This window comes from Bradyrhizobium sp. UFLA05-108 (assembly GCF_059803455.1).
On sequence record NZ_JBANAZ010000085.1, the window covers coordinates 1 to 22474 of the forward strand.

The window sequence follows — 22474 nt, forward strand, 5'->3', positions numbered from 1 at the left end:
ATCACGGCGTTCGAGGGGTGTCCACACCCTCACCGCCGCTTACCCCAGTCGCCGCTTACCCCATAGCATCTGGATCGCCCGCTTTCGCGGGCAATGACGGTTGAGCTTGGGAAGATAGCCTACCTCTCACGTCACCGCATTCACGACCTGATATTCCGGTCGCCTCCATACTTCGCCAACGATCACCTCCTCGATGATCTCGGCTGCCCTCATCATCTCGTCCTCCCCGATATACAGCGGCGTGAGGCCGAAGCGCATGATGTCCGGGGCGCGGAAGTCGCCGATGACACCGCGGGCGATCAACGCCTGCATCGCGGCATAGCCACCGTCGAAGGCGAAGGAGACCTGCGAGCCGCGCATCTCGTGCGCGCGCGGCGTGACCAGCCTGAGTTGCGGGCAGCGGCGCTCGACCTCCGCGATCAGGAGATCGCCGAGCGCCAGCGAGCGGGCTCGGACTTCCCCAAGATCGACGCGGTCCCAGATGTCGAGCGAAGCCTCCAGCGCGGCCATCGCGAGCACCGGCGGCGTGCCGACGCGCATGCGTTCCACGCCGCCCGCGGGCGCATAGCCGAGATCAAAGGCAAACGGCTTTGCGTGGCCCATCCAGCCCGAGAGCGCGGCACGTGCCTGATCGGCGTGGCGCGGCGCGACATAGAGGAAAGCCGGCGCGCCAGGGCCCCCGTTGAGATATTTGTAGGTGCACCCCGCAGCGAAGTCGGCAGCCGTAGCCGCGAGATCGACCGGCAGCGCGCCGGCCGAATGCGCGAGGTCCCAGACGGTCACGATTTCAAGCGCATGCGCTTTTGCAGTGAGCTTCGCCATGTCATGGCGGCGACCGGTGCGGTAGTCGACCTCGGTGAGGTAGAGCACCGCAATCTCCTCGGACAGCGCAGCCTCGACCGCCTCCGGCGCCACGAGGCGCAACTGGTGCCCTCGCCCAAGCGTCGCGATCAGGCCTTCGGCCATGTAGAGATCGGTCGGGAAATTGCCGGTGTCGGAGAGCACGATCTTGCGCTCAGGGTTCATGTCGAGCGCAGCGGCGAGCGCCTGGTAGGCCTTGAGCGAGAGCGTATCGCCCATCATCACCGAGCCCGCCTCCGCGCCGATCAGCCGAGCGATGCGATTACCCACATTGCGCGGCTGCACATACCAGCCCGCCGTATTCCAGGCGCGAATGAGCTCATTGCCCCATTCCCGGCGGATCACGCGGTCGACCTTTTCGGCAACGCCGAGCGGCAGCGCGCCGAGCGAATTGCCGTCGAGATAGATCACGCCCTCGGGCAGATGAAAGAGCGCCCTGGTGTCGTCATAGACGCGAAGTCGGGTCTTGGTCATGGCTTGCTCAAAGAATGGTACGCACGCGCCAGAGTTCGGGAAACAGCTCGACCTCCAGCATGCGCTTGAGATAACTGACGCCACCGGTGCCGCCGGTGCCGCGCTTGAACCCGATGACACGCTCGACGGTCGTTACGTGATTAAAGCGCCAGCGGCGGAAATAATCCTCGAAGTCGACGAGTTTTTCGGCGAGCTCGTAGAGCATCCAATGCGTCTCCGGCGCCTCGTAGACCCGCCGCCACGCCTCCAGCACGCCCTCGTTGAGGCTGTGCGTCTCGCGGACGTCACGCGCCAGGACGGCAGGCGGCATCGCGAGCCCCTTGCGATCGGCGAGGCGCAGCACCTCGTCGTAGAGGCTCGGCGTCGCCAGCTCCCCCTCCAAAAGCCGCGTGACCTCGGCGTCATGCGCATGGGGCTTGAGCATCGCGTGATTGCGGTTGCCGAGGAGATATTCGATCAGGCGGTACTGGCTCGACTGGAAGCCCGAGGATTGCCCTAGCCTGGAGCGGAAGTGCGTGTACTCGCTCGGCGTCATCGTGCGCAGCACATCCCAGGCGTTGTTGAGCTGCTCGAAGATGCGCGAGACACGCGCCAGCATCTTCATTGCCGGCGAGACCTCGTCACGCGCGATGGCGCGTCGCGCGGCGCTGAGCTCATGAATGGCAAGACGCATCCAGAGCTCGGAGGTCTGGTGCTGAATGATGAAGAGCATCTCGTCATGCGCATCCGAGAGGGGATGCTGCGCGCCGAGAATCGCATCGAGCTGAAGATAGTCGCCGTAGGACATGCGCCGGGCGAAATCGGTCTCGGCGCCTTCGGCGGTGGGATCGTAGTCGTTGCTGGTCATGACATCCGCTCTCCGATCGATCTCCATCACTCCAGGCCAACCAGGCTCGCAGTGATTTTTGACGAGGGGTCTTTGAGCCCGTCGACGACGGTGAAATGGTTGTAGCTGGGCTCGATCACGAGACGCGTCGGCACGTCAAAACCGGTCCAAACGTTGGCCATCAGTTCGGCCTGACGGATGAATTCGGGACGCTCTGCGCCCCCGGCCCATGCGGTGAGCGGCGCGTGCCCGCGCGGCATATGCAGCGCTGCGCTTTCGAGCGTTGCCTCCTCGATCGACATGCCAAGCGTGAGGTTCATTTTGGTCTTCAGCAGCGGACGCAGATCGTGCAGCCCGCTGATCGACAGCGTCGCTGCGATGCGGTTATAGACCGCGGGCTCGAGTCGGCTATCGTCGCATAGCATGCGGGTGACGAGATGGCCGCCCGCCGAATGCCCGGCGAGCCGGATCGGTCCGGACACGAGCGCGGCCGCGGTGGCGATGGCAGCCGTAATCTCGGCTGTGATGTCGGAGATCCGCGCGGCCGGCGTCAGCGTGTAGCTCGGCAGCGCCACGGCCCAGCCGTGGTGTCGCGCGCCTTCGGCAAGATCGGTCCATGATGATTTGTCGAACCGCATCCAGTAGCCGCCATGGACGAAGACGACGAGGCCTTTTGTGTCGCCACCCGGCAGGATCAGGTCGAGGCGCTGGCGTTCGCCGGAGCCATAGGCGATGTCGGGGCGAAATGCCTTCAGTTCCGCGCGATACGCCGCGGCGCGCTCGGCCCACAGCGCGGGCAGCTTGTCGGACCCCGGCACGTGGGCCGAGTTGGCATAAGCATCATCCCAATCGCGCATTGTTACTCCCAGAGGATTCGCCGGCGACAGGTTGCCAGTGTGCCACCGGCAGGGCGCCGGTCCTAGTCTTTACTTTAAGCTTAAAGCAATTGGTTGCGCCTGTTGGGTGGGCAAAGCGACTTGTCCGCCGTAGCTCGAAGAGCGAAGGCGGAAGCGTGCTGACCACTTGGGCCGCAATCCTGGAAAGGTGGTGGGCACGGCGCAAGGGCGCCTTTGACCACCCTACGAAGCTCGCAATGACGCGGAGAGAGAACGCTACCCCTTCTCCACCCCGCACCATTCCGCAATGAACAGCGCCATCGCCTTGGTCGACTTCTTCAGCGACTCCAGATCGACATATTCGTTGAAGCCATGAATCTCGCCGCCGGAGGATCCGAAGCAGAGGCTGGGGATGCCGTGGTTGAGGCCGTAGAAGCGGGTATCGGTGAGCGCGGTGAAGACGAGATCTTCGACCGTGCCACCATAGACGGCGTTGAACGCTCTGCCGAAGGCGGCTTCAGGCCCAGCCGCGTTGGTCAGCTCATAACCTTCCGACAGGAAGCCGGACCATTCCACCTCCGGCGGATTGTTGGCGAGGAAGCGGTGGTTGCGCGCCGCAGCCGCGACACAAGCAAGTATCTCCTTCTGATGATCGGCGATCGACCAGCCCGGCAGTACTGCGATGCGGCAATCGACGTCGCACCAGGCCGGCACGCTGGAGGCCCAGTCGCCGCCCTTGATGATGCCGGGGTTGAAGTTGATGGGATGGTTGAGCGTCTTGAAATGGCGATCGCTCTTCGCGCGCTCGTTCCATTCGATCTCGAGGTTTTGCAGCGCCTGGATCAGATGATAGGCGGCCATGATCGCATTGGCGCCGGAGCCGGCAAACGCGACATGGGTCGGATGGCCCTTCACCCGCAGGCGGAACCAGATCACGCCGACCTGCGAGCGCACCATCTTGCCGCCGGTCGGCTCCGGAATGAAGCAGGCATCGGCGCGATAGCCGCGCTGGAGCGTCGAGAGCGCGCCGACGCCGGTGCTCTCCTCCTCGATCACGGACTGGAAATGGATCCGCGCCGTCGGCTTGAAGCCCGCGGCCCTGATCGCATCGAGCGCGTAGAGCGCGCCGATGGTGCCGGACTTCATGTCGCAGGCACCGCGGCCATACATTTTGCCGTCCTTGATGGCGGGCGAGAATGGCGGGGTGTCCCAGAGCTCCAGCGGCCCCGCCGGCACGACATCGCAATGGCCTTGCAGGATCAACGATTTGCCGCCGCTCGTTTGCGGGCGGTAGGTGCCGACCACCGTACGCGCCTTGGAGAAATCGTGCTCGATCGGACCGAAGCCGCGCAGATCCTTGAGCTCGTCGACATTGATATGCCAGTCGTCGACCTCGTAGCCGCGCGCGCGCAGGAGGTCGCCCATCATGTCCTGACAGGGGCCCTCAGCGCCGCGGGTCGAGGGGATCGCGACGAAGTCGCGCGTGGTCGCAAGCTGGGCCTCGAAGCCGGCATCGACGGCGTCGAGAATCCTCCGCTGCGTTTCGGCATTCATGCTGGCAACTCCAATCCGCTTTCAAAGAGCGCCGCGAAGCTAGCCGATTTCAGCCCTCCGGGTACTCCTGAAAATAGGCATCCAGCAATGCATCTTCGAGCAGCCGGCCTTCCGAATAGCCATTCAGCATCGCTGGCCGCGTGACGCCGTCGAGCAGGCGCTTGCAAGGCTCGGGGGCGCCAAGCACAGTTCGAATGGGAATGCGCTCCGCATAGATCGGCCGTGCGTAGTCTTCCTCGTCGTCGCCAACCCCCTTGCTGCGAATCTTGGCCGACGCCTCCTCGATCTGCATTGCGATGAACGCTGTCGCCTTGATCTCCTGCGTGGTCGCCGGACGCAAACCCGCAGTGCGCCCGGGATAAAGCCGATCGACCATGGCGACCAGCGCCCGCTGTTTCTCGTCGGGATCGGTAACGAGGTGCGCGGTGCCGAAGGCCATCACGGCGCGATAGTCCGCCGAGTGGTTGAAGCCGCAGCGCGCCAGCACCAGGCGGTCGAGATGTGCAACGGTCAGGCAGACTCTCTGGCCGTCCGACTGGTTGCGCAGCATTCGGCTCGCGCTGGAGCCGTGCCAATAGAGCTTGGTCCCTTCCCGCCAGAAGAAGGTCGGCGTGCAATAGGGCTGGCCATCGATCACATAGGAGACGTAGCACAGCATCGAGGAGTCGAGGATGCGGTGGACGGTGGCGTGATCGTAGGCGCCGCGCTCATGCAGGCGTTTCACCCGGTTGCGCTGGGAGATCGGATAGGACGCGGACGTCTGACCTTCTGACACGGGCTGCTCCAGTTGGGATTGGCGGATCTCAACGAGGGTTGTAGCGAAGGGTTTGGTCTGCGATAGTTCCAATTCCATGCGAAAAATTCCGACCAATTTCAAACAGTCTTCGAAAGCCCCGCCGCGCAAGACCGAGCTGCCACTCGATTTCGCGGGAGCGCACATCACGGCGAGCGCCTCCTCCGCGCACCGCCTCTACCAGGCACTGTGCCACGCGATCGTGGAAGGCCTGGTCAGGCCTGGCGAGCCGCTGCCGCCATCGCGGACGCTGGCGAAGCAGACCGGCTTTCGGCGCAACGCCGTTGTCACGGCCTATGAGCGGCTGATCGCCGATGGATTTGCAGAAGCGACCGTCGGCTCGGGGACGTTCGTCGCCGCGAAAATTCCCTCGCGCGCGAGCGATGCGCGCAGGGTGAAGATCACAGTCGAGGCCCCGCGGCAGGGCACGCTGGCGCTCGGCTGCACCCATATCGACGAACGGTCGCTGGCGCGCTTCCGCGGCTTCATCGGCCGACGCATGCGCGCCTTCGGCAGCGAACATCTGCACTATGGTGATCCGCGCGGCAGCCGCGAGCTGCGCGTCGCGGTTGCCGATCATCTGCTCGCCGCGCGCGGCCTGCGCTGCGATCCCGACCAGATCATGCTGACGTCAGGCACGCTGCACGGCTTACGCATCGTGCTCGGCGCGATCCTCAAAACCAACGACCAGATCTGGTGCGAGGATCCCGGATACCCCACCGCTCGCGCGGCGATGCTCCATTGCGGCTATCGCGCCGTCTCCGTGCCGGTCGACGAGCACGGCCTGCGCGTCGCCAAGGGGCGGACGGTGGCACCCAGGGCTCGTGCGGCCTATGTCACGCCGTCGCATCAGTTTCCGCTGGGCGTGCAGATGTCGATGCCGCGCCGGCTCGAGCTTCTCGACTGGGCGAAAGAGGCCGGCGCTTTCGTGCTGGAGGATGATTACGACAGCGAGTTCCGCTATGACGGCGCGCCGCTGATGTCGCTTGCCGGCATCGATCAGCTCGAGCGCGTAATCTACATGGGCACGTTTGCCAAGACGCTGTTTCCCGGCCTGCGCATCGGCTATTGCGCGCTGCCGGAGCGCCTGATCGGGCCGGTCGCGACCGCGCGGGCCGCGCTCGACCGCTTTCCCGGTACGCTGATGGAAGGCGCGGTCGCGGACATGCTCAATTCCGGCGCCTTCGCCGCGAACTTGAAGCGCGTGCGAAAACTTTATCGCGAAGCGCGTGATGCACTGGCTGCGACGCTTGAGGTCGCGTCCGACGGACGGCTGTCGGTTCCCGTCCCCTCGCAAGGCCTACATCTGGTCGCGCAGTTCGAGCCATCGGTCGAATTGCGTGTCGCCTCGCGGGCCAAGCAAGCGGCCGGCGCGGAAGGCTGGCTGCTCGCCGACACCTATGCGCGCACCCGTCCCCTGCCCGGTTTCGTTCTCGGCTTTTCCGGCCATTCGGTTCCGCAACTTGTGGCATCAGCCGAAAAGCTCGCGAAGCAATCGCTGGCCGCGCTTCGCGGCAGCGAAAGGCCGACACGGCGCGCGTGACGAAGGTTCACTATGAGAATCGCGCGCGGCTTTCTAACATCGCCAAATCGAGGCCGGGATTTTCGTCATGACCCATTTTCGCGCGATGTGCGTGTGCGCGCTGTTCGCCTTGTCAACAACAACGCTGGCGCACGCCGGCACGGTGGGACGCGAGCAGGACATCGTCGGCTTGCGGCTTGGCCAGCGCGTGATGGTCGATGACGGCACCTGCCCAGCCGGGCAGATCAAGGAAGTGCGCGGTGCGAAGATGACCGAAAGCGGCATCACGGCGACCCGCACCTGTGTGCCTCGGTTTGGACCCAAGTCGAAATAGCTTGCGGACTACTTCGCCGGGTCGAACATGCACTGAAGGGTCGGCTTGGCGATCTTGGTGAAGGTCGGTCCGATCTCGGACTGCTTGGCGACCGGCACCCATTCGTTCTCGATGGTCGGCACGCCGGTCTCGCTGATGCCGCGAAGTAGCGCCTCGCGCAGGTCGCGGTCCTCGACAACGGCGGCGGCATGATCATGCAGGCAACCGCAGACTTCCTCCGGATGTGCCCAGCGCCCTAGCATGTGCGGCGCACATTGGCGCACGAAGTCGGTGCGCGGATCCGGCAACCTGTTGGGAGAGCGCACCTGAGCCTGGGCTGCGGTGATCGTAAGCAGGGACGCGAGGAAAGCTGCGGCGCAGATGCGAAACATGATTGGCTTTTCTTGATCCTACTGGTCTTTTTTCTTGCAATCAGATTCTTGCAATCAGATACGCGCGGCCATCACGATCGGCAGAGACACCTTGGCCCCAACCGGCGAGCCGCTATAGGCAAAGGTCCCGACGCCCGGCAGTCCGCTGTCGCTCGTTCCAGCCAGCGAGGACCCGGCGAGGACAAAGCCGAAAGCAAGGATGAAGCTGAGCGCCCGCATGTAAAGTCTCCAGTTCCCCGCGGCCGTGCGCCGCTACCGCTGGTTGGGTCATAACCATGGGCCGTTTCGTCCGTGATGCGCCAAAATGGGAAAATGGTTTCATCTTCGTGAGAATTGTTTCGTCGGCGCGCATGCGACGAAACATTGGGTCAAAAAACCCAATAATTTCAGTCAACTCGTCTGGCGGCCAACCGCTGCTTCGCGGCCCCCTCCGACTCTGCCACAGCCGCGGCGCGCGGCCCGCGGTCACCGTCCCGAGGCAGACGCTTCACACGCATTTTACGTTTCTCTGCTGAAGAGGAGCGCAAAGAAGCGCGAAGTTTCGCTGAACCGGGGACGTTCCAGCGACGACGGAAGCCTTCGAACAGCAATAAGCCCGGCACAAACCGAGGCTCGGGTTGAGGGATGGCCATCATGATGGCGAGAGATCGCGCAATTGGACGCGACGTGGACCAGGATCGCGCCAACGAGAGACAGGGTCAGCGCAGCGCCACCGGCGCGATGGCGCTGCAATCCGACCGTGGTTACGAGGTGGCACCGCAGGCGTTTGTGCGGCTAACCGGCTCGCATCTCGCAAAGCCGCGCTTCAGCCGCAGTCTCGTTACTGAGTGAAGAAGTCGCCACACTTCTGAATGTTGGTATCCGTCGGCCCCCACGGCATGATCGGCACGGTCGAGGTCGAATTCTTTGGCGAGCCCTCGATCAGCTTGTCGGAATAAACCATGTAAACCAGCACGTTGCGCTTGGTATCGCAGCCTCGCACGATCTGCATCCTCTTGAAGAACAGCGAGCGGCGCTTGCGGAACATGTCGTCGCCCTGCTCCAGCTTGTCCTTGAACTTGATAGGACCAACCTGCCGGCACGCGAGCGAGATGTCAGAGACCTCCTCGGCCAGCCCCAGCCAGCCCTTGAAGCCGCCCTTCTCCGGCACCGTGAAATGACAGGCCACGCCCTCGACCTCGGGATCGTCGAGGCCATAGGTCGCGAGCTTGTCGTTCGGGCTCAGCCATTTGAACACGGTGGAGCGGCGGAAGATCAGATCGGGCTCGTCGGCGGCTTGGGCAAAGCTGGTCGGCAAGGCTATTAGCAGGAGGAATAAAGCGAGGCCTTTCAAGCACATGCCTGAAAGACCGGGGAAACGAGATGACATGAAGTTCTCCGGTAACAAGTCACCGCAATGTAGGGATGGGAGGGCTGATCAGGAAGGCGACCAGCCTGCCCACGCGGCTGCTGTTTACTGGTCTGTGAGGCTTTTTTGCTACGGCTTGGACAAAATTGGCTGATAGCTGAACCGGTCTGCTGGTGAACGCGTATCCCCTTTGCGAGACTAACTACTGATTTGGAATACGGATTCGAGGATGAATAGCGTGAGCGTGACCAGTTCTTCTGCCGCAAGGGCGCAGTTGTGGCGGGTCGCCATTTTGACGGCGGCGGGTGCGATCGGCACCACGACCCATGCGGAAGCCGCGATGTATTACTGGTCGGACTATACCGACGGTTCTTACTACTACCACCAGCCGCAACCGAAGCTCGTTCGCCCGAAGCCGCTCAAACGCGGCACTGTCTTGGGCAAGAACAAGAAAGAGACCGCGGAGAAGGAGACCGGCGCCAAGCCGCAAGGGCCTCTGGTCATCGCCATCTCGATCGACCGGCAGAGGGTGACGGTCTACGATTCCAACGGCGTGTTCGCGGAATCGCCGGTGTCGACCGGCATGAAGGGTCATCCCACGCCGATGGGCGTGTTCAGCGTCATCCAGAAACACAAATTCCACCATTCCAACATCTATAGCGACGCGCCGATGCCATACATGCAGCGCATCACCTGGTCGGGTGTCGCCATGCATGCCGGCGTCCTGCCCGGCTATCCCGCCTCTCATGGCTGCATCCGCATGCCGATGGCGTTCGCGGTGAAGATGTGGAATTGGACGAAAATGGGCGCGCGCGTGATCGTGACGCCCGGCGAGATGACGCCGCACAGCTTCTCGCATCCCCTGCTCGCGAGCCTGCGCGTGCCGCCGCAACCCGCGGCGAGCCTGGATCAGCAGCCAACGACGACGGTCGCCGACAAGGCGGACAAAGACGCGCCCGAGGCAAAGTCTTCTGAGAGCAAGGCCGAAGAGACCAAGGCCACCGAGGTCAGGAGTGTGAGCGCCGCGCCGGCGATGGAGCTGCGCTCGACCGTCGGCCACACCGTGATATCGGACGCAACCATCGGCAACGCGATGGCGCGCGAGGAACCCTCCGCCGACAAGGCAGCTCCCAACGAAGACGCAAAGACGGACGGTGCGAAAACCGCCGACGCATCCGAACCGGCAAAACCGAAATCGGACGAGGCGACCGCCAAGCCTGAACCTGCAAAAACCGAAGCGACCGAGGTCAAGAAGCCCGATGCTGCGGGAACGGCGCCGACGCCTGCACAACCCACCGCCGATGCGAAAAAGGATCAGACCCGCGTCGCCGAGCCCGCGCCAGCCGCAAAGCCCGAGCCGCCGAAGCGCGCGGGGCAGATCGCGGTCTTCATCAGCCGCAAGGATTCCAAGGTCTATGTGCGGCAGAACTTCTCGCCGCTGTTCGAAGCGCCCGTGACGATCGCGGCCAGCGACCGTCCGCTCGGCACGCATGTCTTCACCGCGGAAGCCGACAAGAGCGATGCCAACGCGCTGCATTGGTCGGTGGTGTCGATGCCCGTCGCCGTCCGCTCGGTGGAGCGTGACGACGACAGCCGCATGACGCGCCGCCAGCGCATGGCCGCCGTCATCCCGATCGCCGCCAAGCCCGTGATCTCGCCGGATAGTCCGGCCGAGGCGCTCGACCGCATCTCGATCGCCGCCGACACCATGGCGAAGATCAACGAGATGCTGACTACAGGCAGCTCGATCATCGTCTCCGACCAGGGCATCAATCAGGGCGAAACCGGCGAAGGTACGGATTTCATCGTTCGTCTGCGCTAATTGCGCTGTGGCGCGCATAACGCGGTATTGAGCACGCTTGGTCACGCGCCCGGAGTATGATCCGTCCCCGGATCAACTTGGGGGACGTTGCCATGCTGAACCGCAGGACAATGCTCACCGCAGCGCTCGCCGCGCTCACGAGCCCCGTCGCGACTCGCGCACTTGCGCAGGGGTCGATGAGCAAGATCTCGGCTTACGCCTTCTCCTTCCCCGCGCTCTCGGGCGACGATATCCGGCTTGCGTCCTTCACCGGCCGGCCGCTGCTGATCGTCAACACGGCTTCGCTCTGCGGCTATACTCCGCAATATGCCGGCCTTCAGGAACTCTGGAGCCAGTTCCGCGAACGTGGACTGACCATCATCGGCGTGCCCTCCAACGATTTCGGCGGCCAGGAGCCGGGCGGCGTGACGGAGATTTCGGAGACCGCTCATCACCAATACGGCGTTACCTTCCCGATCGCCGCCAAGGCTGTCGTGATCGGTCCCAAGGCTCATCCATTCTACAAATGGGCCGCGGATGCTCGACCAAAGGAGGTTCCGCGCTGGAACTTCCACAAATACCTGATCGGCCGCGATGGCTACATCGCCGAGGTTTTCGCTTCGGCCGTCGACCCGACCGACACCCGCGTCAAGACGGCCGTCGCCAAGTCGCTTGCCGATAGCTGAGCCGATCTCACGTGCTTGGGCACAATTGCCCGGCGGGGCGAAACAGCCGTTGCATTGGCGATGGCCCACCATCTAGGCTAGGATTGTCTGGGGCGGACAGGTTCGGACAGCGGCAAAAAAGCTACGGCCGAACAACGGGATCATTCTATCGAGGACAACATCATGCGTGTTGCGGCAGGACTTATTTTGGCGAGCGCAATCTCTCTTGCGATGGCGAGCGCCGCATGGTCGCAGACCCCGGCCGCGAAGCCCGCGGCAGCCACGCAAGCCGCCCCCGCCGCAGCGCCGGCGGCGGCCCCTGCTCCCACCGCGGCCGCCAGCTCGCCAGCGGCGGCACAAGGCGCGCAGCCAGCACGCGCCGCCTGCAGCAATCCCAATGCGCTCGGCGTCGCCCGCACCGTCGAGATCGACACCACGGGTGGTCCGGGGTTCGGCTTCGAGCACTTCAAGGAGCTCGACTTCCTGCGCGACCACGAGGTGGTGCTGACCTTCGACGACGGTCCCTGGCCGAACAACACGCCCGCGGTGCTGAAGGCGCTGGCCGATGAATGCACCACCGGCATCTTCTTCCCGATCGGTAAGCACTCGACCTACGAGCCGGAGATCTTGAAGAAGGTCTACGCGGCCGGCCACACCGTCGGCGCGCACACCTGGTCTCATGCCAATCTCAACAACAAGAAGCTCACCGACCAGCAGAAGAAGGACGAGATCGAGAAGGGGTTCTCCGCAGTGAAATGGGCGCTCGGCGGCATCTCGCCCTCGCCGTTCTTCCGCTTCCCGGCGTTGCAACATCCGCCGGAGATGGTCACCTATCTCGGCAACCGCAACATCGCGATCTTCTCCTGTGATCTCGACTCCTTCGACTTCAAGGCCTCCAAGCCCGAGAAGGTGATCGACACCGTGATGAAGAAGCTGACCAAGCTCGGCAAGGGCATCATCCTGATGCACGACTTCCAGAAGCACACCGCCGAAGCGCTGCCCGCGCTGCTGCAGCAGCTCAAGGCCGGCGGCTACAAGGTCGTGGCGATGCGCGCGAAGAGCCCGGTGTCGACGCTGCCCGAATACGACCAGGAGCTGCTCAAGGACGTCAAGCTGCCGACGGTGAGCCAGCGCCCGGTCAACAGCGTGGTGACGACGGTCTCGGAATAGTCGCGCCGTTGTCTTTCCGTTTCGAAGGCTACGTCATCGTCTCCGCCGACGGCATGCTTGCCGACGCGCGCCACGTCATGCCCGACAGCCTGAAGTTCGAGGGCGACAAGAGGTTCTTCGAGCAGTCGCTCGATCGTGCCGCGCTGATCGTGCACGGCCGACACTCGCATGAAGGACAGCCGAATTCGCCCAAGCGAAAGCGGCTGATCCTGACCCGCAAGATCGCCGCGCTCGCGGTCGATCCGGAGATGCCGAATGCGACACTGTGGAATCCGCTTGGCGCGAGCTTCGAGGAGGCATGCGCCTTCGCCGACGTGTCCTCGGGCACGGTCGCGATCATCGGCGGCCCCGTCGTATTCGACATGTTCATGGACCGCTACGACACCTTCTGGCTCTCGGAAGCCCCGCAGGTGCGCCTGCCCGGCGGCGAAGGCTGCTTCGTCGGTGTGCCTGAGCGGACACCGCATGAGGTGCTTGCGGCGCATGGGATGAATCCAGGTGAAGCGCATGTGCTCGATGCCGCGCACGGCGTCACCGTCACACCGTGGCGACGGGGATTGCGCACGGCAAACGCGTGATGCGTGTCGTAGCCGGGATCAGTGCAGCGATATTCGGGATCACTACTCCCGCACGTCGCTTCACTCATCCGGGGCTACCGTCCCCTACTCAGTTCGCCTGAGAAACGCCCCGAACGCGCGCGGGCCGTCGCCGACCTTGACCTCGCCGATCACCCTCAGCTCGACGGCATCGATGATGCTGAGGGTGTTGCTCTCCCAATTCGCGACGATGATGCGCTTGCCGTCGGCGGTCGCGGCGATGCCTTCCGGATAGTCACCGACATTGATGCGCTTGACGGGTTTCAGCGTCGCGAGATCGAACACGCTGACGGTGCCGCCATACTGGTCGGTGGCGAAGCCGTGGCCCAAAGCCAGCGCCACGGCATAGGGCCGCATGCCCACCGGCACGCGACCGGTCTCCCGCGCCTCGGCGATATCGATCACGGAGACGTCGTTCGAGCCGACATTCGCCGTGAACGCTCGCTTACCATCGGCATCGATGGTAACGCTGAACGGCCGCGTGCCGACCTTGACGACCGCGCGCCGTTCGCGCGTCGCGGTGTCGACGATGGAGACGTTGTCGTCGTCGCGATCCGCCGACAAGAGCAATTTCCCGTCCGGCGTCACCGCAAGCCCGGAGGGCGAGGCGCCGACCGCAATGCTCGCCACGACGCCCTCCGCCTGCGGGTCGATCACGCGCACCGCAGCCGCGTACCAGTCGGCGACGTAGACGACCTTGCCATCCGGCGCCACGGCGATACCGAGCGGGCCGCCGCCGACGTCGACCCGGCCAACCACACTGCGCGCCGCGGCATCGACCACAGTCAACGCCTTGCCATCAGGGCTCGTCACATAGGCGAAACGACCGTCGGCGGAGACGGCCACGCCCGCCGGCTTGCCGCCGATCGCGATGGTGGCGACGGCTCGCGAGGTCGCGAGATCCACCACCGTGAGATCGTCGCTGAGCTGGTTGGTGACGAACGCCTCCTCGGACGAGGCCCGGCCGAGCCCCGTCGCGAAGCTGGCGGCCAGCGCCGCCAACACCAGAACGCGCACGCTTCAGCTTCCGCTCTCGATCTTCTTCTTCAGCGCCTCGAGGCCGCCCTTGTAGAGCCCGCTCACCGCCTTCACCGCGGCCTCGTCGCTGAGCTCCGGCGGCGGGTCATTGTTGGGAAAGCCGCGATAGAACGCGCCGGCCCATTCCAGCTTCGTCTTGCCTTCGGGCGCTGGCGACACCGTCAGCGTCGAGGAATAGTTGGTGACCGGCAGCACCTTCACGTCGACCGCCGTGATCCGGTAGGAATAGCTCATCATGTCGGGCTCGAACTTATAGAGCTCCTCGTCGACGGTGGCGCCGCCGGCAAGCGTCAGCCGCCGCGTCGCCCCGATCTCATTGCCCTTCTCGCCCTCGGTCTTGCTGACGCCGGCGAGCCAGCTCATGTCCTGGAAATTGCCGATCACCGCCCACACCTTGGCCTGCGGTGCGTTGATCTCGATGGATTCCCGCACCTTCTGCCGGGTCGGCCCGTGCGCCCAGGCTGCCGTCAGGGCCGTCGTCCCCACCGCCAGCGCCGCCACAACGGCCAGCGCCGTCCTCTTCGTCACCCTCATGTCGTGTCCTCAAATGTGTATCGTTGGTCTCTTACGCGACTGACGCACGCTGCGGCCATCGTAGCGCAGTTTTCGACGGGATCGAGGCCCCTCGTGGTAGCCGGTGGTCTGGGGGGCGTGTTCACCCCCCTGTCCTGAGCCCCCTACTCGTCCTGGAGCGCCGTATCGATGAATCCGGCCGGATCGTCGCAAAACTCGCGCAGCACCTTGAAATGGTCGATCTCCCATAAGGTCGCCGGCTCCAGTCCGCCTTTGGTCAGTCGCAACAAGGTCGCATTGGGATAGGCCATCAGCATCGGCGCGTGCGTAGCCATGATGACCTGGCAGATGCGGGAGTCCTCCATCCGCCGCAGCAGCTTCAGGAATTCGATCTGGCGCGCCGGCGAGAGCGCGGATTCCGGCTCGTCAAAGATGAAGATGCCCTGGCGCTGGCAACGCTCCTCGAAGAAGCGCAGGAAACCTTCGCCATGCGAGTGGGAGAGGAAGTCAGGGCCAACCGCGCCGACGTCGCGCGCAGCCTGATCGAGATATCTCGCAACTGTGAAAAAACTTTCGGCACGAAAGAACCAACCGTTGGTGATCTTGGGCAGCCAGCTCGCGCGCAGCGCCTTCGACAATTGACCACCCATCTTCTCCAGCGCTTGGGAGTGATCGACCGGCATATAACCCTTGCCGCCGCCGGCGTCGTCGTAGCCGGCAAGCGCCGCAACGCCCTCCAGGATCGTGGATTTCCCGGTGCCGTTCTCTCCGACGATGATGGTGATGGGGGCTTCAAAGCTGAGCTCGAAGTCATCGGCGAAGATGGGAAGGCAAAACGGATAAGATTCCCGATTGGATATCTTCGACGGCTCAAGCCAGACTCGTTTCAAATAGGGAGCGGGCAAATTGATCGTGCGATTGCCTCTTCTGCCCATATCCGAGTCCCCAGTTGCTGTCAGATCCGGTCATCGACCGGAACATAACAGGAACAATATGTACAGGGAAGTGGCATTTTCGCCCGGCCACAAGCCCCGGTCGTGCCCTAGTCCAGTGCCTCCAGCACCAGCTCCATGGTCATCAGCACGGGATTGTCGCCGCGGACGAGGCGGCCCTCGGCGAGGCCGCCGGTGTAGTCGACCAGGGCAACATCGAGCTCCGCCTCCAGCGCACCAGAGCGTCCCGGGGCGATCGCGCCGGCCGTTACCGCCAGCTCGGTCGCAAACGGCTCGGTCACACCGCCATGGACGAAGCGCGCGCCAATGGTCGAGCCGACGCCGCCATGGATTTTCGCACGCGCGATGCCGTGCTCCCGGCAAAAGCCTTCGAGAGCCCCAGCGAAGTCCTGGTTTGGCCGCAGCCGCAATGCGAAGGCGCGGGCAGTGCTGCGCGCGCCGCTAGCCTCAGCGGCCACCGGCCCGAACAGCTTGAAATTGGTCTCGCCGTCCGGCTCCGCCGTGAACACCGCGCCGTCGATGCCGAACGCTGCAACCTCGAACGGCTCGGCGACGACAGTCTCCTCCGGCAGCATGTGGCCGCCGCTGGCGCGGCCATCCGCCTCGGTCCAGAGCCCGTGGCAATGAAAGAACGGCGCGCCGTCGCGCCTGCCCAGCGTCAGGCTGCCGAGCTTCACCCGTGTCACGCCCTGGGGGCGAAAGGTCTCGCTGTAGAACGCAGCGTTCTCAGAAGTCTTCGACAGCGCCGGCATCACGTAGGCGAACGGGCCGAGCGCGCCCTGACCGAAGTTGAGCACGCCGCCTGCAAACCCCTGCGCCGCAAAGCCGCGGCGCGCGGCTTCCAGCAGCGGCATGCCGGCCTCGAGCCTGAACGAAAAGGCCCGTCCCCTCGCCTCCACCCACTGGATGCGCTCCGCGACCGGTGAGCCCGGCTGCTTGATGCTCCGCATGATCTGCGCTCAGCCCGCCTGCTTGTTGTCGAGATCGAGCAGGCCGCGCGCCTCGAGCTCGTCACGCACCATCCGCTTGGGGATCTTGCCATAGCCCGACTTCGGCAGCGCCTCCCAGAAGAAGAAGCGCTTCGGCATCTTGTAGCGCGGCACCTTGGGGCCAAGGAAGGCGGCCATCTCCGCCTCGCTCACGGGCTTTGCACCTTCGCGCGCAACGCAAACGGCAACGCCAACTTCACCCCAGGTTGGATCTGGCACGCCGAGGACGGCAACCTCGCCGACCGCGGGGTGCGTCAGGATCTTCTCCTCGATCTCGCGCGGATAGATGTTGGAGCCGCCGGAGATGTACATGTCGGAGGCGCGTCCCGTGATGTAGACAAAGCCCTCCTCGTCCATGTGGCCGAGATCGCCGGTGCGAAACCAGCCGTTGCGAAACGACTTCGCATTGGCCTCGGGGTTATCGTAGTAGCCGGCGAACACCGCGGGCCCGATCACGCAGATCTCGCCGCTCTGGTTGGCCCCAAGCTCACGCCCCTCATCATCCTGGATCGAGACCTGCATGCCCGTGCGCTCGAAACCGCAGGTGCCGATCTTGACGTGCGGGCCGTCCTCGACGTCGTGCAGCGCCGCCGGCAGCACGGTGATGTTGCCTGTGACCTCGCCGAGGCCAAAATACTGCACGATGACCTTGCCGAGCTTGTTCAGCGCGGTCTTCTGATCTTCGCGATACATCGGCGCGCCGGCATAGATCACGTGGCGCAGCGAGGAATGGTCGAATTTGTCGACCGCGGGATGCTCGACCATCATCTTCAGGATCGTCGGTACGGTGAAGAGATTGCCGACGCGATGCGTCTCGATCAGGCGGAACGCCTCGCCGATGTCGAATTTTTCGGTCGGCAGCAGCACGGTGCACGCGCCGCGCGCGGTCTGCATCAACTGATGCACGCCGGCGCCATGCGACAGCGGCGCGACCACGAGCGATGCATCCGCCTCCGTGGTGCCCGGCGTCAGATCGGCAAGGTGATTGGTCACCACAAAACCCATCTGGCCATGCGTGAGCACCGCCGCCTTGGAACGGCCGGTGGTGCCGGAGGTGAAGAAGAACCAGCAGGGATCGTCATGCTCGACGGCGACGTTCTCGATCTTGGCACCGGCATACCTGTTGATCGCCTGCGCAACGGTGGTCTCACCGAACACGCCGTCACCAATGCGCCAAATGAACTCCAGCGCGCCGCCGGTCACGGCTGCGGCATGCTCGGGAAAATCGCCATGGCACAGGAATCCCTTGGCGCCCGAAGCCTGCGCGAGATAGGCGACCTCGTCCGGCATCAGGCGGAAATTTGTCGGCACCCAGATCGCGCCGAGGCGGAATGCGGCGAACATCGAGAAGAACATCTCGTCGCCATTCTTGGAATGGACGAGGACACGGTCGCCTTTGATGATGCCGCGCGCGGCAAGCGCCGCTGCGAGCGCGGAGGTCTGCGCGTCGATCTCGCGCCAGCTCCATGATCTATCGCCCCACACGAAACCCGGCCGCGACCCGTGCCGCCGCGCATTCTGGGTCAGCATGTAAGCAAGGTTCATGACGCGGCGCGACATCCGCAGTGGCTGCATGGGCTTCCTCTTGGCTGGCGGACGGCGCGTAGGCGGACCGCTATTCGCAGTCCATTTATCGCCATCATCGGCGGCGCCGCAAGGCCGCTCGCCGCAGAGCCTCATTACGGCATCTTGAACGCGAATGGCGTCGTCGAGATCGCCTTCTCCTTGAAGCAGGATGGCGAGCCGTGCCCGCCGCAATAGCCGCCATGCAGCTCGAAGCGGATAGCACGCGCCGCGCCCTGTTGGCATTCCTGATCAGCGTGTCGTTGAGGGAATCTTAAACATGATCGGCGCAACCTTGAACTCTCTCCGCGTACAGAGTTCCGCACCATGTCCAAAGCGCCCGCCTTTCTCCTGTTGTCGCTGGCACTCGCCGGATGTGCCGCGGCCCCGCAAGCGCGGCTTGCGTCCGATCCCGCTTTCGCTCCGGCGCGCTATGCCTGGGACGGTGCTGGTGAGGATCCCAATCAACCCAAGCCAGCGCACACGTCGCGGACCGCCGCCCGAAACGAGCAGGACAAGTCGGTCGCGGCACTCCAGCCATACTCGAAGGAGTGGTGGCAGGCCCAGGACGGTATCGAGGCCGACGAGGAGTCACGGGTCAAGCGATCGCTCGTCATCTGCAAGGGCTGCCTGCGGCCGCAGCCTGCGGAGGATTCGCGTCTCGCCAAGGCGGCCGATTGAACCAATCCGCCACCGCAATACTCTACTGAGATATGCCGCCGGCCGGACATTCCGGTCTATAAGCGCGGGTAGAACCGATCTCAGGACATCCCATGCTCACCCGCCGCACATTCGTCGCAGCCTCGCTTCTCGCCACCGTCAATGCGGCCGCCGCGCAAGCCCCCTCGGCCAACGACCCCGTCGCGATCCTGACCGCGATCTACACCCGCGCCGCCAAGGGCAAGGGCGCTGGCGGGGGCGCCTTCATCATCGAGAGCAAGGCCGCCAAGGCAAAATATCTCTCGAAATCGCTGGTCGCGCTGTGGGCCAAGGCCGACGCGCACACGCCGAAGGGCGATGTCGGGCCGGTCGATTTCGATCCCGTCACCAATTCGCAGGAACCCGACGTCAAGTCGTTCAAGGTCGACACGGAGACTCTCGAGGCCGACAAGGCCACGATCGCGGTGACCATCACCGGGCATCGCAACGACCGCAAAACCACCGACCAGGTCGTGCGTTATGAGTTCGTGCGCGAGGCCAATGGCTGGAAGATCGACGACATCACGGGCTCATCCGACGGGCAAGCCTGGTCGATCCGCAAGATGCTGATTGGCTCGCTGAAGAGCTGACGGGAGACGACATGAGCGACGTCATCGACAACAGGGGCCATCACCGCTTCGAACTCGAGGTGGAAGGCCATCTCGCCACCGAGCATTACAGGCTCGACGGCAACGTCATCACCTTCGAGCATACGGAGGTACCGAAAGAGCTCGGCGGCAAGGGCGTCGGCTCAAAGCTGGTGCAAGGCGCGCTCGACCAGGTTCGCGCCGCAGGATTGGCGCTGATCCCGCAATGTCCGTTCGTAAAGGCCTGGATCGAAAAACATCCAGACTACGCGGATCTCGTGAAGAGATAAGCGACCGCAGGGCCGCCGATCTCGCGACGGGCCTTGCGGACGCACATGCCTACTGCCCGTGCTTGAGCATGTCCTGATCGCTCAGCTCCCAATCCTGCCAGAGCTGGAGAATGCCGAGCAGCACCATCGCCGCTTGATCCTGGACGGGAAACCACGGCGAGGCAACGATCAGCGCGCCGAGCAGCATCCCGCACCAGTCCTCCCATGTTCGATGAGTATTCAGATAACCAAAGTCCGACATCGTAACCTCCTACAAAGAGGCATACGTCGGCGGCTGGCGATCACGACACTCCGAATGTTCAGCGACCCTGCCGGCCGCATTCGGGCGTATGTCCTACACCAAGACGTGGGAACCGGCAGCACGGTTGCAAGAGCGGACCGGTGGTTTTTTGCCGGCGAGGCGGCAGCGCGCAAACGACAATCCAGCGCCCCAGGCGGAGAAGCGGAAGTCATCCTTGACAAAGAGGGAGTGCGCAGACGGCCTGTCAGAATTCGATCCAAGCCAAGATCACCGCTGCAAAAATGACTCCGCAGATCATGAAGGTCGCAATAGGTCTTCCTCGCCAAGCATTGAAACGCGCTCGGTGATCCCAGGTCCAAATGCTATCGCCGGACGCGCGGAGCCGTTGAATGAACGGAGCCCACGCCTACGGCGAGCCCAGCTTCTGCAGCGCCTCGTGTGCGGTCGGCAGGCCTGGTCTCAACTCCAGCGCCTTGCGGAAGTCGCCGATCGCGCCCTGCTTGTCGCCGAGCCGCATCCTGGCCTGGCCGCGGTTGTTCCAGGAAAACGCATCCGAGGGATCGTATTGCAGCGCCTTGTCGTAGTTGGCAACGCTGCCTCTGTTATCGCCCTGAATGAGCCGGATCAGGCCGCGGTTGCGCCAGCCGCGCGCATCGGTCGGCGCCAGCCGGATCGCCTCGCCATAGTCGTCGGCGGCGCGATCGAGCTGCTCGCTGTCGCGATAGACGTTGCCGCGGTCGATATAGGCGAGCAGATCGGGCGCGAGCTTGATGCGCGTCGTGTAGTCGGCGAGCGCATGCGGCATGTCGCGCTTGCGATAGAAGGCCAGGCCGCGGTTGCCGTAAGCCAAGGCATAGTTGGAATTGAGCTTGATCGCGATGCCATAGTCACCGATCGCGCCGTCGAGGTCGCCCTTGTTGTAGCGGGACTCGCCGCGATTGTTGTAGGCAATCGCCAACGACGGATCGAGCTTGATCGCCTGATCATAGTCGGCGATGGCGCGGTCGAAATCGTGCCTGAAGGCGAAGACGCGGCCGCGATTGTTGAAGGCACAGGCCGAGGTCGGATCGATCTTGACGGCCTCGTCGAGATCGCTGAGCGCGGCGTCGAGCTCGCGCTTCTCGGTCAGGCCACGGCCGCGGTTACAATAGGCGGCGGCGAGCTTGCCGCCGGTCTCGCTCTTGGCGTCGATCACCGCCGAGCAGGCCTTGACGCGATCGTCCAGCGCGATCGTCGTCCCAATGCAGACGTCCCAGGCTCGTGCAGCCACCTCGCCGTCCGCGGCCGATGCCGGCGCAGCTCGGGCAAGCGTCAGCACCGCCAGCGAAGCCACGAGACCGATCGAGACACGCATGTGACGGATGTCTCCCCTGCAATGATTTCCCTTGGTCGTGCCTTGGCAGAGGCGGGTTCACACGTCTAGATCAGGGCCTCCAACGACACTTGGGAAGGAATTGGCATGCCGGCATCGGTACGCGACAACAAGGACAAGAGCCGCTTCGAGCTCGATGTCGGCCAGGAGGTCGCCTTCGCCAATTACCGGCTGACGCCGTCGGCGGTGATCATCACCCACACCGAGACGCCGCGCGCGCTGCGCGGCCGCGGCATTGCATCCGAGCTGGTCAAGGGCGTGCTGGAATTGATCCGGCGCGATGGCAGGAAGGTGGTCGCCGGCTGCGGCTTCGTGGTCGACTACCTCGACAAGCATCCGGAATATGCGGATCTCGTCGCGTAAGGCAAAACAACGCCAGGCATTAAAAAGGCCCGCGATCTCGCGGGCCTTTTTCGACGCCGACGGTGCTGCCGTCAGTGCTTGATCTCCGGCGGCAGCTTGCCGCCATTGGCGGCGAGCTTGGACATCACCTGCTTGTGCAGCCATACGTTCATGGTCGCGGAATCGTTGGTGTCGCCGGTGTAGCCGAGCTCCTTGGCGAGATCCTTCCGCGCGGCAAGGCTGGAGTCGATGTCGAGCGCCTTCATGAGGTCGACGATCGAGGTCCGCCATTCCAGCTTCTCGCCCTTGTGCGCGGCGACCGCCTTATCGACGATCGCGGCCACGTCGACGATCTGCGCGGGAGCGGCGGACGGCGCAGCGGAAGGTGCGGCCGACGGCGCCGAGGCTGAAGGAGCGGAGCCTGCCGGTGCTTCGCCGGAGGTCGCGCTGCCAGCCGGCGCAGCCGCGGCAGGATGGCTGCCGAAGATCGCGCTGACGATTTTACCGAAAATGCTCATGTCTGCTCCCCGAAAAGGATCCGTTGGAAGGGCCTTAAGGTGTCAACCTGTAGGCCAAGTTTCTGTGTCGCGTCCGCTGCCTGAGCGAAGCATGTCACAGCATCAGCTTATCTGCGGCGAAATGACGACCGAATGACATATTCACGGTTGCACTGCGACATCGAATTTCACCCAAGCGTGAGGGACAGCTCCCGCGAATGGGAGTACGCTTTCACTTC

At 64.1% G+C, this 22474-nt stretch carries 27 protein-coding genes; 11 read left to right on the plus strand and 16 right to left on the minus strand.

What is annotated here, in order from left to right:
* Positions 1–126: 126 nt before the first annotated feature.
* From kynU to SO140_RS39385, 5 genes are all read right to left on the minus strand, one after another.
* Positions 127–1335, minus strand: coding sequence for a kynureninase (gene kynU, locus SO140_RS39365; RefSeq protein ID WP_449381956.1), 1209 nt, complete (start codon positions 1333–1335; stop codon positions 127–129).
* A gap of 7 nt (positions 1336–1342) precedes the next feature.
* Positions 1343–2182 (minus strand): tryptophan 2,3-dioxygenase, encoded by an 840-nt coding sequence (gene kynA / locus SO140_RS39370; protein WP_449381957.1) that lies wholly within the window; start codon positions 2180–2182, stop codon positions 1343–1345.
* A gap of 26 nt (positions 2183–2208) precedes the next feature.
* On the minus strand, positions 2209–3018 hold the full coding sequence (locus SO140_RS39375) for a hormone-sensitive lipase (RefSeq protein ID WP_449381958.1): 810 nt from the start codon (positions 3016–3018) through the stop codon (positions 2209–2211).
* A gap of 255 nt (positions 3019–3273) precedes the next feature.
* Positions 3274–4551, minus strand: a complete 1278-nt coding sequence (locus SO140_RS39380; RefSeq protein WP_449381959.1) for an ArgE/DapE family deacylase — start codon at positions 4549–4551, stop codon at positions 3274–3276.
* Positions 4552–4600: 49 nt separating this feature from the next.
* Positions 4601–5326 (minus strand): pyridoxamine 5'-phosphate oxidase family protein, encoded by a 726-nt coding sequence (locus tag SO140_RS39385; RefSeq protein ID WP_498543892.1) that lies wholly within the window; start codon positions 5324–5326, stop codon positions 4601–4603.
* Between the two features lie 76 nt (positions 5327–5402).
* Between SO140_RS39385 and pdxR the strand changes: the two genes are divergently transcribed.
* Positions 5403–6887 carry a MocR-like pyridoxine biosynthesis transcription factor PdxR gene (pdxR, locus tag SO140_RS39390; RefSeq protein WP_449381961.1) on the plus strand — a complete coding sequence of 495 codons (1485 nt, stop codon included), beginning with the start codon at positions 5403–5405 and terminating at the stop codon, positions 6885–6887.
* A gap of 67 nt (positions 6888–6954) precedes the next feature.
* A complete protein-coding gene (locus SO140_RS39395; protein WP_449381962.1) occupies positions 6955–7200 on the plus strand; it encodes a DUF6719 family protein in 246 nt (81 codons plus the stop codon).
* 8 nt (positions 7201–7208) lie between these two features.
* Here SO140_RS39395 and SO140_RS39400 read toward each other — a convergent pair whose 3' ends face one another.
* Together SO140_RS39400 and SO140_RS39405 are read right to left on the minus strand one after the other, a co-directional pair.
* On the minus strand, positions 7209–7574 hold the full coding sequence (locus SO140_RS39400) for a hypothetical protein (protein ID WP_449381994.1): 366 nt from the start codon (positions 7572–7574) through the stop codon (positions 7209–7211).
* A 51-nt stretch (positions 7575–7625) separates the two neighbouring features.
* Positions 7626–7790 carry a hypothetical protein gene (locus SO140_RS39405; RefSeq protein ID WP_449381963.1) on the minus strand — a complete coding sequence of 55 codons (165 nt, stop codon included), beginning with the start codon at positions 7788–7790 and terminating at the stop codon, positions 7626–7628.
* A 414-nt stretch (positions 7791–8204) separates the two neighbouring features.
* Between SO140_RS39405 and SO140_RS39410 the strand changes: the two genes are divergently transcribed.
* A complete protein-coding gene (locus tag SO140_RS39410; protein ID WP_449381964.1) occupies positions 8205–8402 on the plus strand; it encodes a hypothetical protein in 198 nt (65 codons plus the stop codon).
* On the opposite strand, the gene SO140_RS39415 is transcribed toward SO140_RS39410, so the two are convergent.
* On the minus strand, positions 8392–8940 hold the full coding sequence (locus SO140_RS39415) for a CreA family protein (protein WP_449381965.1): 549 nt from the start codon (positions 8938–8940) through the stop codon (positions 8392–8394). The two genes, SO140_RS39410 and SO140_RS39415, sit on opposite strands and share 11 nt — an antisense overlap.
* A gap of 208 nt (positions 8941–9148) precedes the next feature.
* Between SO140_RS39415 and SO140_RS39420 the strand changes: the two genes are divergently transcribed.
* From SO140_RS39420 to SO140_RS39435, 4 genes are all read left to right on the plus strand, one after another.
* Positions 9149–10741, plus strand: a complete 1593-nt coding sequence (locus SO140_RS39420) for a L,D-transpeptidase (protein WP_449381966.1) — start codon at positions 9149–9151, stop codon at positions 10739–10741.
* Between the two features lie 92 nt (positions 10742–10833).
* Positions 10834–11406: a glutathione peroxidase gene (locus SO140_RS39425; protein WP_449381967.1), complete on the plus strand. Its 573-nt coding sequence runs from the start codon at positions 10834–10836 to the stop codon at positions 11404–11406.
* A 162-nt stretch (positions 11407–11568) separates the two neighbouring features.
* On the plus strand, positions 11569–12555 hold the full coding sequence (locus SO140_RS39430; RefSeq protein ID WP_449381968.1) for a polysaccharide deacetylase family protein: 987 nt from the start codon (positions 11569–11571) through the stop codon (positions 12553–12555).
* An 8-nt stretch (positions 12556–12563) separates the two neighbouring features.
* Positions 12564–13133: a dihydrofolate reductase family protein gene (locus tag SO140_RS39435; RefSeq protein WP_449381969.1), complete on the plus strand. Its 570-nt coding sequence runs from the start codon at positions 12564–12566 to the stop codon at positions 13131–13133.
* Positions 13134–13217: 84 nt separating this feature from the next.
* On the opposite strand, the gene SO140_RS39440 is transcribed toward SO140_RS39435, so the two are convergent.
* From SO140_RS39440 to SO140_RS39460, 5 genes are all read right to left on the minus strand, one after another.
* Positions 13218–14168, minus strand: coding sequence for a YVTN family beta-propeller repeat protein (locus SO140_RS39440; RefSeq protein WP_498543893.1), 951 nt, complete (start codon positions 14166–14168; stop codon positions 13218–13220).
* Between the two features lie 3 nt (positions 14169–14171).
* Positions 14172–14723 (minus strand): SRPBCC family protein, encoded by a 552-nt coding sequence (locus tag SO140_RS39445; protein WP_449381971.1) that lies wholly within the window; start codon positions 14721–14723, stop codon positions 14172–14174.
* Between the two features lie 143 nt (positions 14724–14866).
* Positions 14867–15637, minus strand: a complete 771-nt coding sequence (locus SO140_RS39450) for an AAA family ATPase (RefSeq protein ID WP_449381972.1) — start codon at positions 15635–15637, stop codon at positions 14867–14869.
* Between the two features lie 107 nt (positions 15638–15744).
* Complete coding sequence (locus SO140_RS39455) at positions 15745–16605, minus strand: PCC domain-containing protein (RefSeq protein ID WP_449381973.1); 861 nt, start codon at positions 16603–16605, stop codon at positions 15745–15747.
* 9 nt (positions 16606–16614) lie between these two features.
* A complete protein-coding gene (locus SO140_RS39460; protein WP_449381974.1) occupies positions 16615–18219 on the minus strand; it encodes an acyl-CoA synthetase in 1605 nt (534 codons plus the stop codon).
* 315 nt (positions 18220–18534) lie between these two features.
* Between SO140_RS39460 and SO140_RS39465 the strand changes: the two genes are divergently transcribed.
* The 3 genes from SO140_RS39465 (at position 18535) to SO140_RS39475 (ending at position 19783) form a co-directional block, all read left to right on the plus strand.
* A complete protein-coding gene (locus SO140_RS39465) occupies positions 18535–18888 on the plus strand; it encodes a hypothetical protein (protein WP_449381975.1) in 354 nt (117 codons plus the stop codon).
* A gap of 92 nt (positions 18889–18980) precedes the next feature.
* Positions 18981–19496 carry a DUF3828 domain-containing protein gene (locus tag SO140_RS39470; protein WP_449381976.1) on the plus strand — a complete coding sequence of 172 codons (516 nt, stop codon included), beginning with the start codon at positions 18981–18983 and terminating at the stop codon, positions 19494–19496.
* Positions 19497–19507: 11 nt separating this feature from the next.
* Complete coding sequence (locus tag SO140_RS39475; RefSeq protein WP_449381977.1) at positions 19508–19783, plus strand: GNAT family N-acetyltransferase; 276 nt, start codon at positions 19508–19510, stop codon at positions 19781–19783.
* Between the two features lie 49 nt (positions 19784–19832).
* Here the strand turns inward: SO140_RS39475 and SO140_RS39480 are convergent, their stop codons facing one another.
* Both SO140_RS39480 and SO140_RS39485 read right to left on the minus strand, forming a co-directional pair.
* Positions 19833–20024: a hypothetical protein gene (locus SO140_RS39480; RefSeq protein ID WP_498543894.1), complete on the minus strand. Its 192-nt coding sequence runs from the start codon at positions 20022–20024 to the stop codon at positions 19833–19835.
* Positions 20025–20430: 406 nt separating this feature from the next.
* Entirely contained in the window at positions 20431–21378 is a 948-nt protein-coding gene (locus SO140_RS39485; RefSeq protein ID WP_449381979.1) for a tetratricopeptide repeat protein, read from the minus strand.
* Positions 21379–21483: 105 nt separating this feature from the next.
* On the opposite strand from SO140_RS39485, the gene SO140_RS39490 reads away from it, so the two are divergent.
* The gene (locus SO140_RS39490) at positions 21484–21759 is read left to right on the plus strand and encodes a GNAT family N-acetyltransferase (RefSeq protein ID WP_449381980.1); all 276 of its coding nucleotides are present in this window, start codon (positions 21484–21486) and stop codon (positions 21757–21759) included.
* A 71-nt stretch (positions 21760–21830) separates the two neighbouring features.
* Here the strand turns inward: SO140_RS39490 and SO140_RS39495 are convergent, their stop codons facing one another.
* Positions 21831–22256 carry a DUF3597 domain-containing protein gene (locus SO140_RS39495; protein WP_449381981.1) on the minus strand — a complete coding sequence of 142 codons (426 nt, stop codon included), beginning with the start codon at positions 22254–22256 and terminating at the stop codon, positions 21831–21833.
* Between the last annotated feature and the right edge of the window lie 218 nt (positions 22257–22474).

Coding starts and splice junctions, on each gene's coding strand:
- kynU (WP_449381956.1), bottom strand. CDS start 1,335: ATGACCAAGACCCGACTTCGCGTCTATGACGACACCAGGGCGCTCTTT.
- kynA (WP_449381957.1), bottom strand. CDS start 2,182: ATGACCAGCAACGACTACGATCCCACCGCCGAAGGCGCCGAGACCGAT.
- SO140_RS39375 (WP_449381958.1), bottom strand. CDS start 3,018: ATGCGCGATTGGGATGATGCTTATGCCAACTCGGCCCACGTGCCGGGG.
- SO140_RS39380 (WP_449381959.1), bottom strand. CDS start 4,551: ATGAATGCCGAAACGCAGCGGAGGATTCTCGACGCCGTCGATGCCGGC.
- pdxR (WP_449381961.1), top strand. CDS start 5,403: ATGCGAAAAATTCCGACCAATTTCAAACAGTCTTCGAAAGCCCCGCCG.
- SO140_RS39395 (WP_449381962.1), top strand. CDS start 6,955: ATGACCCATTTTCGCGCGATGTGCGTGTGCGCGCTGTTCGCCTTGTCA.
- SO140_RS39405 (WP_449381963.1), bottom strand. CDS start 7,790: ATGCGGGCGCTCAGCTTCATCCTTGCTTTCGGCTTTGTCCTCGCCGGG.
- SO140_RS39410 (WP_449381964.1), top strand. CDS start 8,205: ATGATGGCGAGAGATCGCGCAATTGGACGCGACGTGGACCAGGATCGC.
- SO140_RS39415 (WP_449381965.1), bottom strand. CDS start 8,940: ATGTCATCTCGTTTCCCCGGTCTTTCAGGCATGTGCTTGAAAGGCCTC.
- SO140_RS39420 (WP_449381966.1), top strand. CDS start 9,149: ATGAATAGCGTGAGCGTGACCAGTTCTTCTGCCGCAAGGGCGCAGTTG.
- SO140_RS39425 (WP_449381967.1), top strand. CDS start 10,834: ATGCTGAACCGCAGGACAATGCTCACCGCAGCGCTCGCCGCGCTCACG.
- SO140_RS39430 (WP_449381968.1), top strand. CDS start 11,569: ATGCGTGTTGCGGCAGGACTTATTTTGGCGAGCGCAATCTCTCTTGCG.
- SO140_RS39445 (WP_449381971.1), bottom strand. CDS start 14,723: ATGAGGGTGACGAAGAGGACGGCGCTGGCCGTTGTGGCGGCGCTGGCG.
- SO140_RS39450 (WP_449381972.1), bottom strand. CDS start 15,637: ATGGGCAGAAGAGGCAATCGCACGATCAATTTGCCCGCTCCCTATTTG.
- SO140_RS39455 (WP_449381973.1), bottom strand. CDS start 16,605: ATGCGGAGCATCAAGCAGCCGGGCTCACCGGTCGCGGAGCGCATCCAG.
- SO140_RS39460 (WP_449381974.1), bottom strand. CDS start 18,219: ATGCAGCCACTGCGGATGTCGCGCCGCGTCATGAACCTTGCTTACATG.
- SO140_RS39465 (WP_449381975.1), top strand. CDS start 18,535: ATGTCCAAAGCGCCCGCCTTTCTCCTGTTGTCGCTGGCACTCGCCGGA.
- SO140_RS39470 (WP_449381976.1), top strand. CDS start 18,981: ATGCTCACCCGCCGCACATTCGTCGCAGCCTCGCTTCTCGCCACCGTC.
- SO140_RS39475 (WP_449381977.1), top strand. CDS start 19,508: ATGAGCGACGTCATCGACAACAGGGGCCATCACCGCTTCGAACTCGAG.
- SO140_RS39480 (WP_498543894.1), bottom strand. CDS start 20,024: ATGTCGGACTTTGGTTATCTGAATACTCATCGAACATGGGAGGACTGG.
- SO140_RS39485 (WP_449381979.1), bottom strand. CDS start 21,378: ATGCGTGTCTCGATCGGTCTCGTGGCTTCGCTGGCGGTGCTGACGCTT.
- SO140_RS39490 (WP_449381980.1), top strand. CDS start 21,484: ATGCCGGCATCGGTACGCGACAACAAGGACAAGAGCCGCTTCGAGCTC.
- SO140_RS39495 (WP_449381981.1), bottom strand. CDS start 22,256: ATGAGCATTTTCGGTAAAATCGTCAGCGCGATCTTCGGCAGCCATCCT.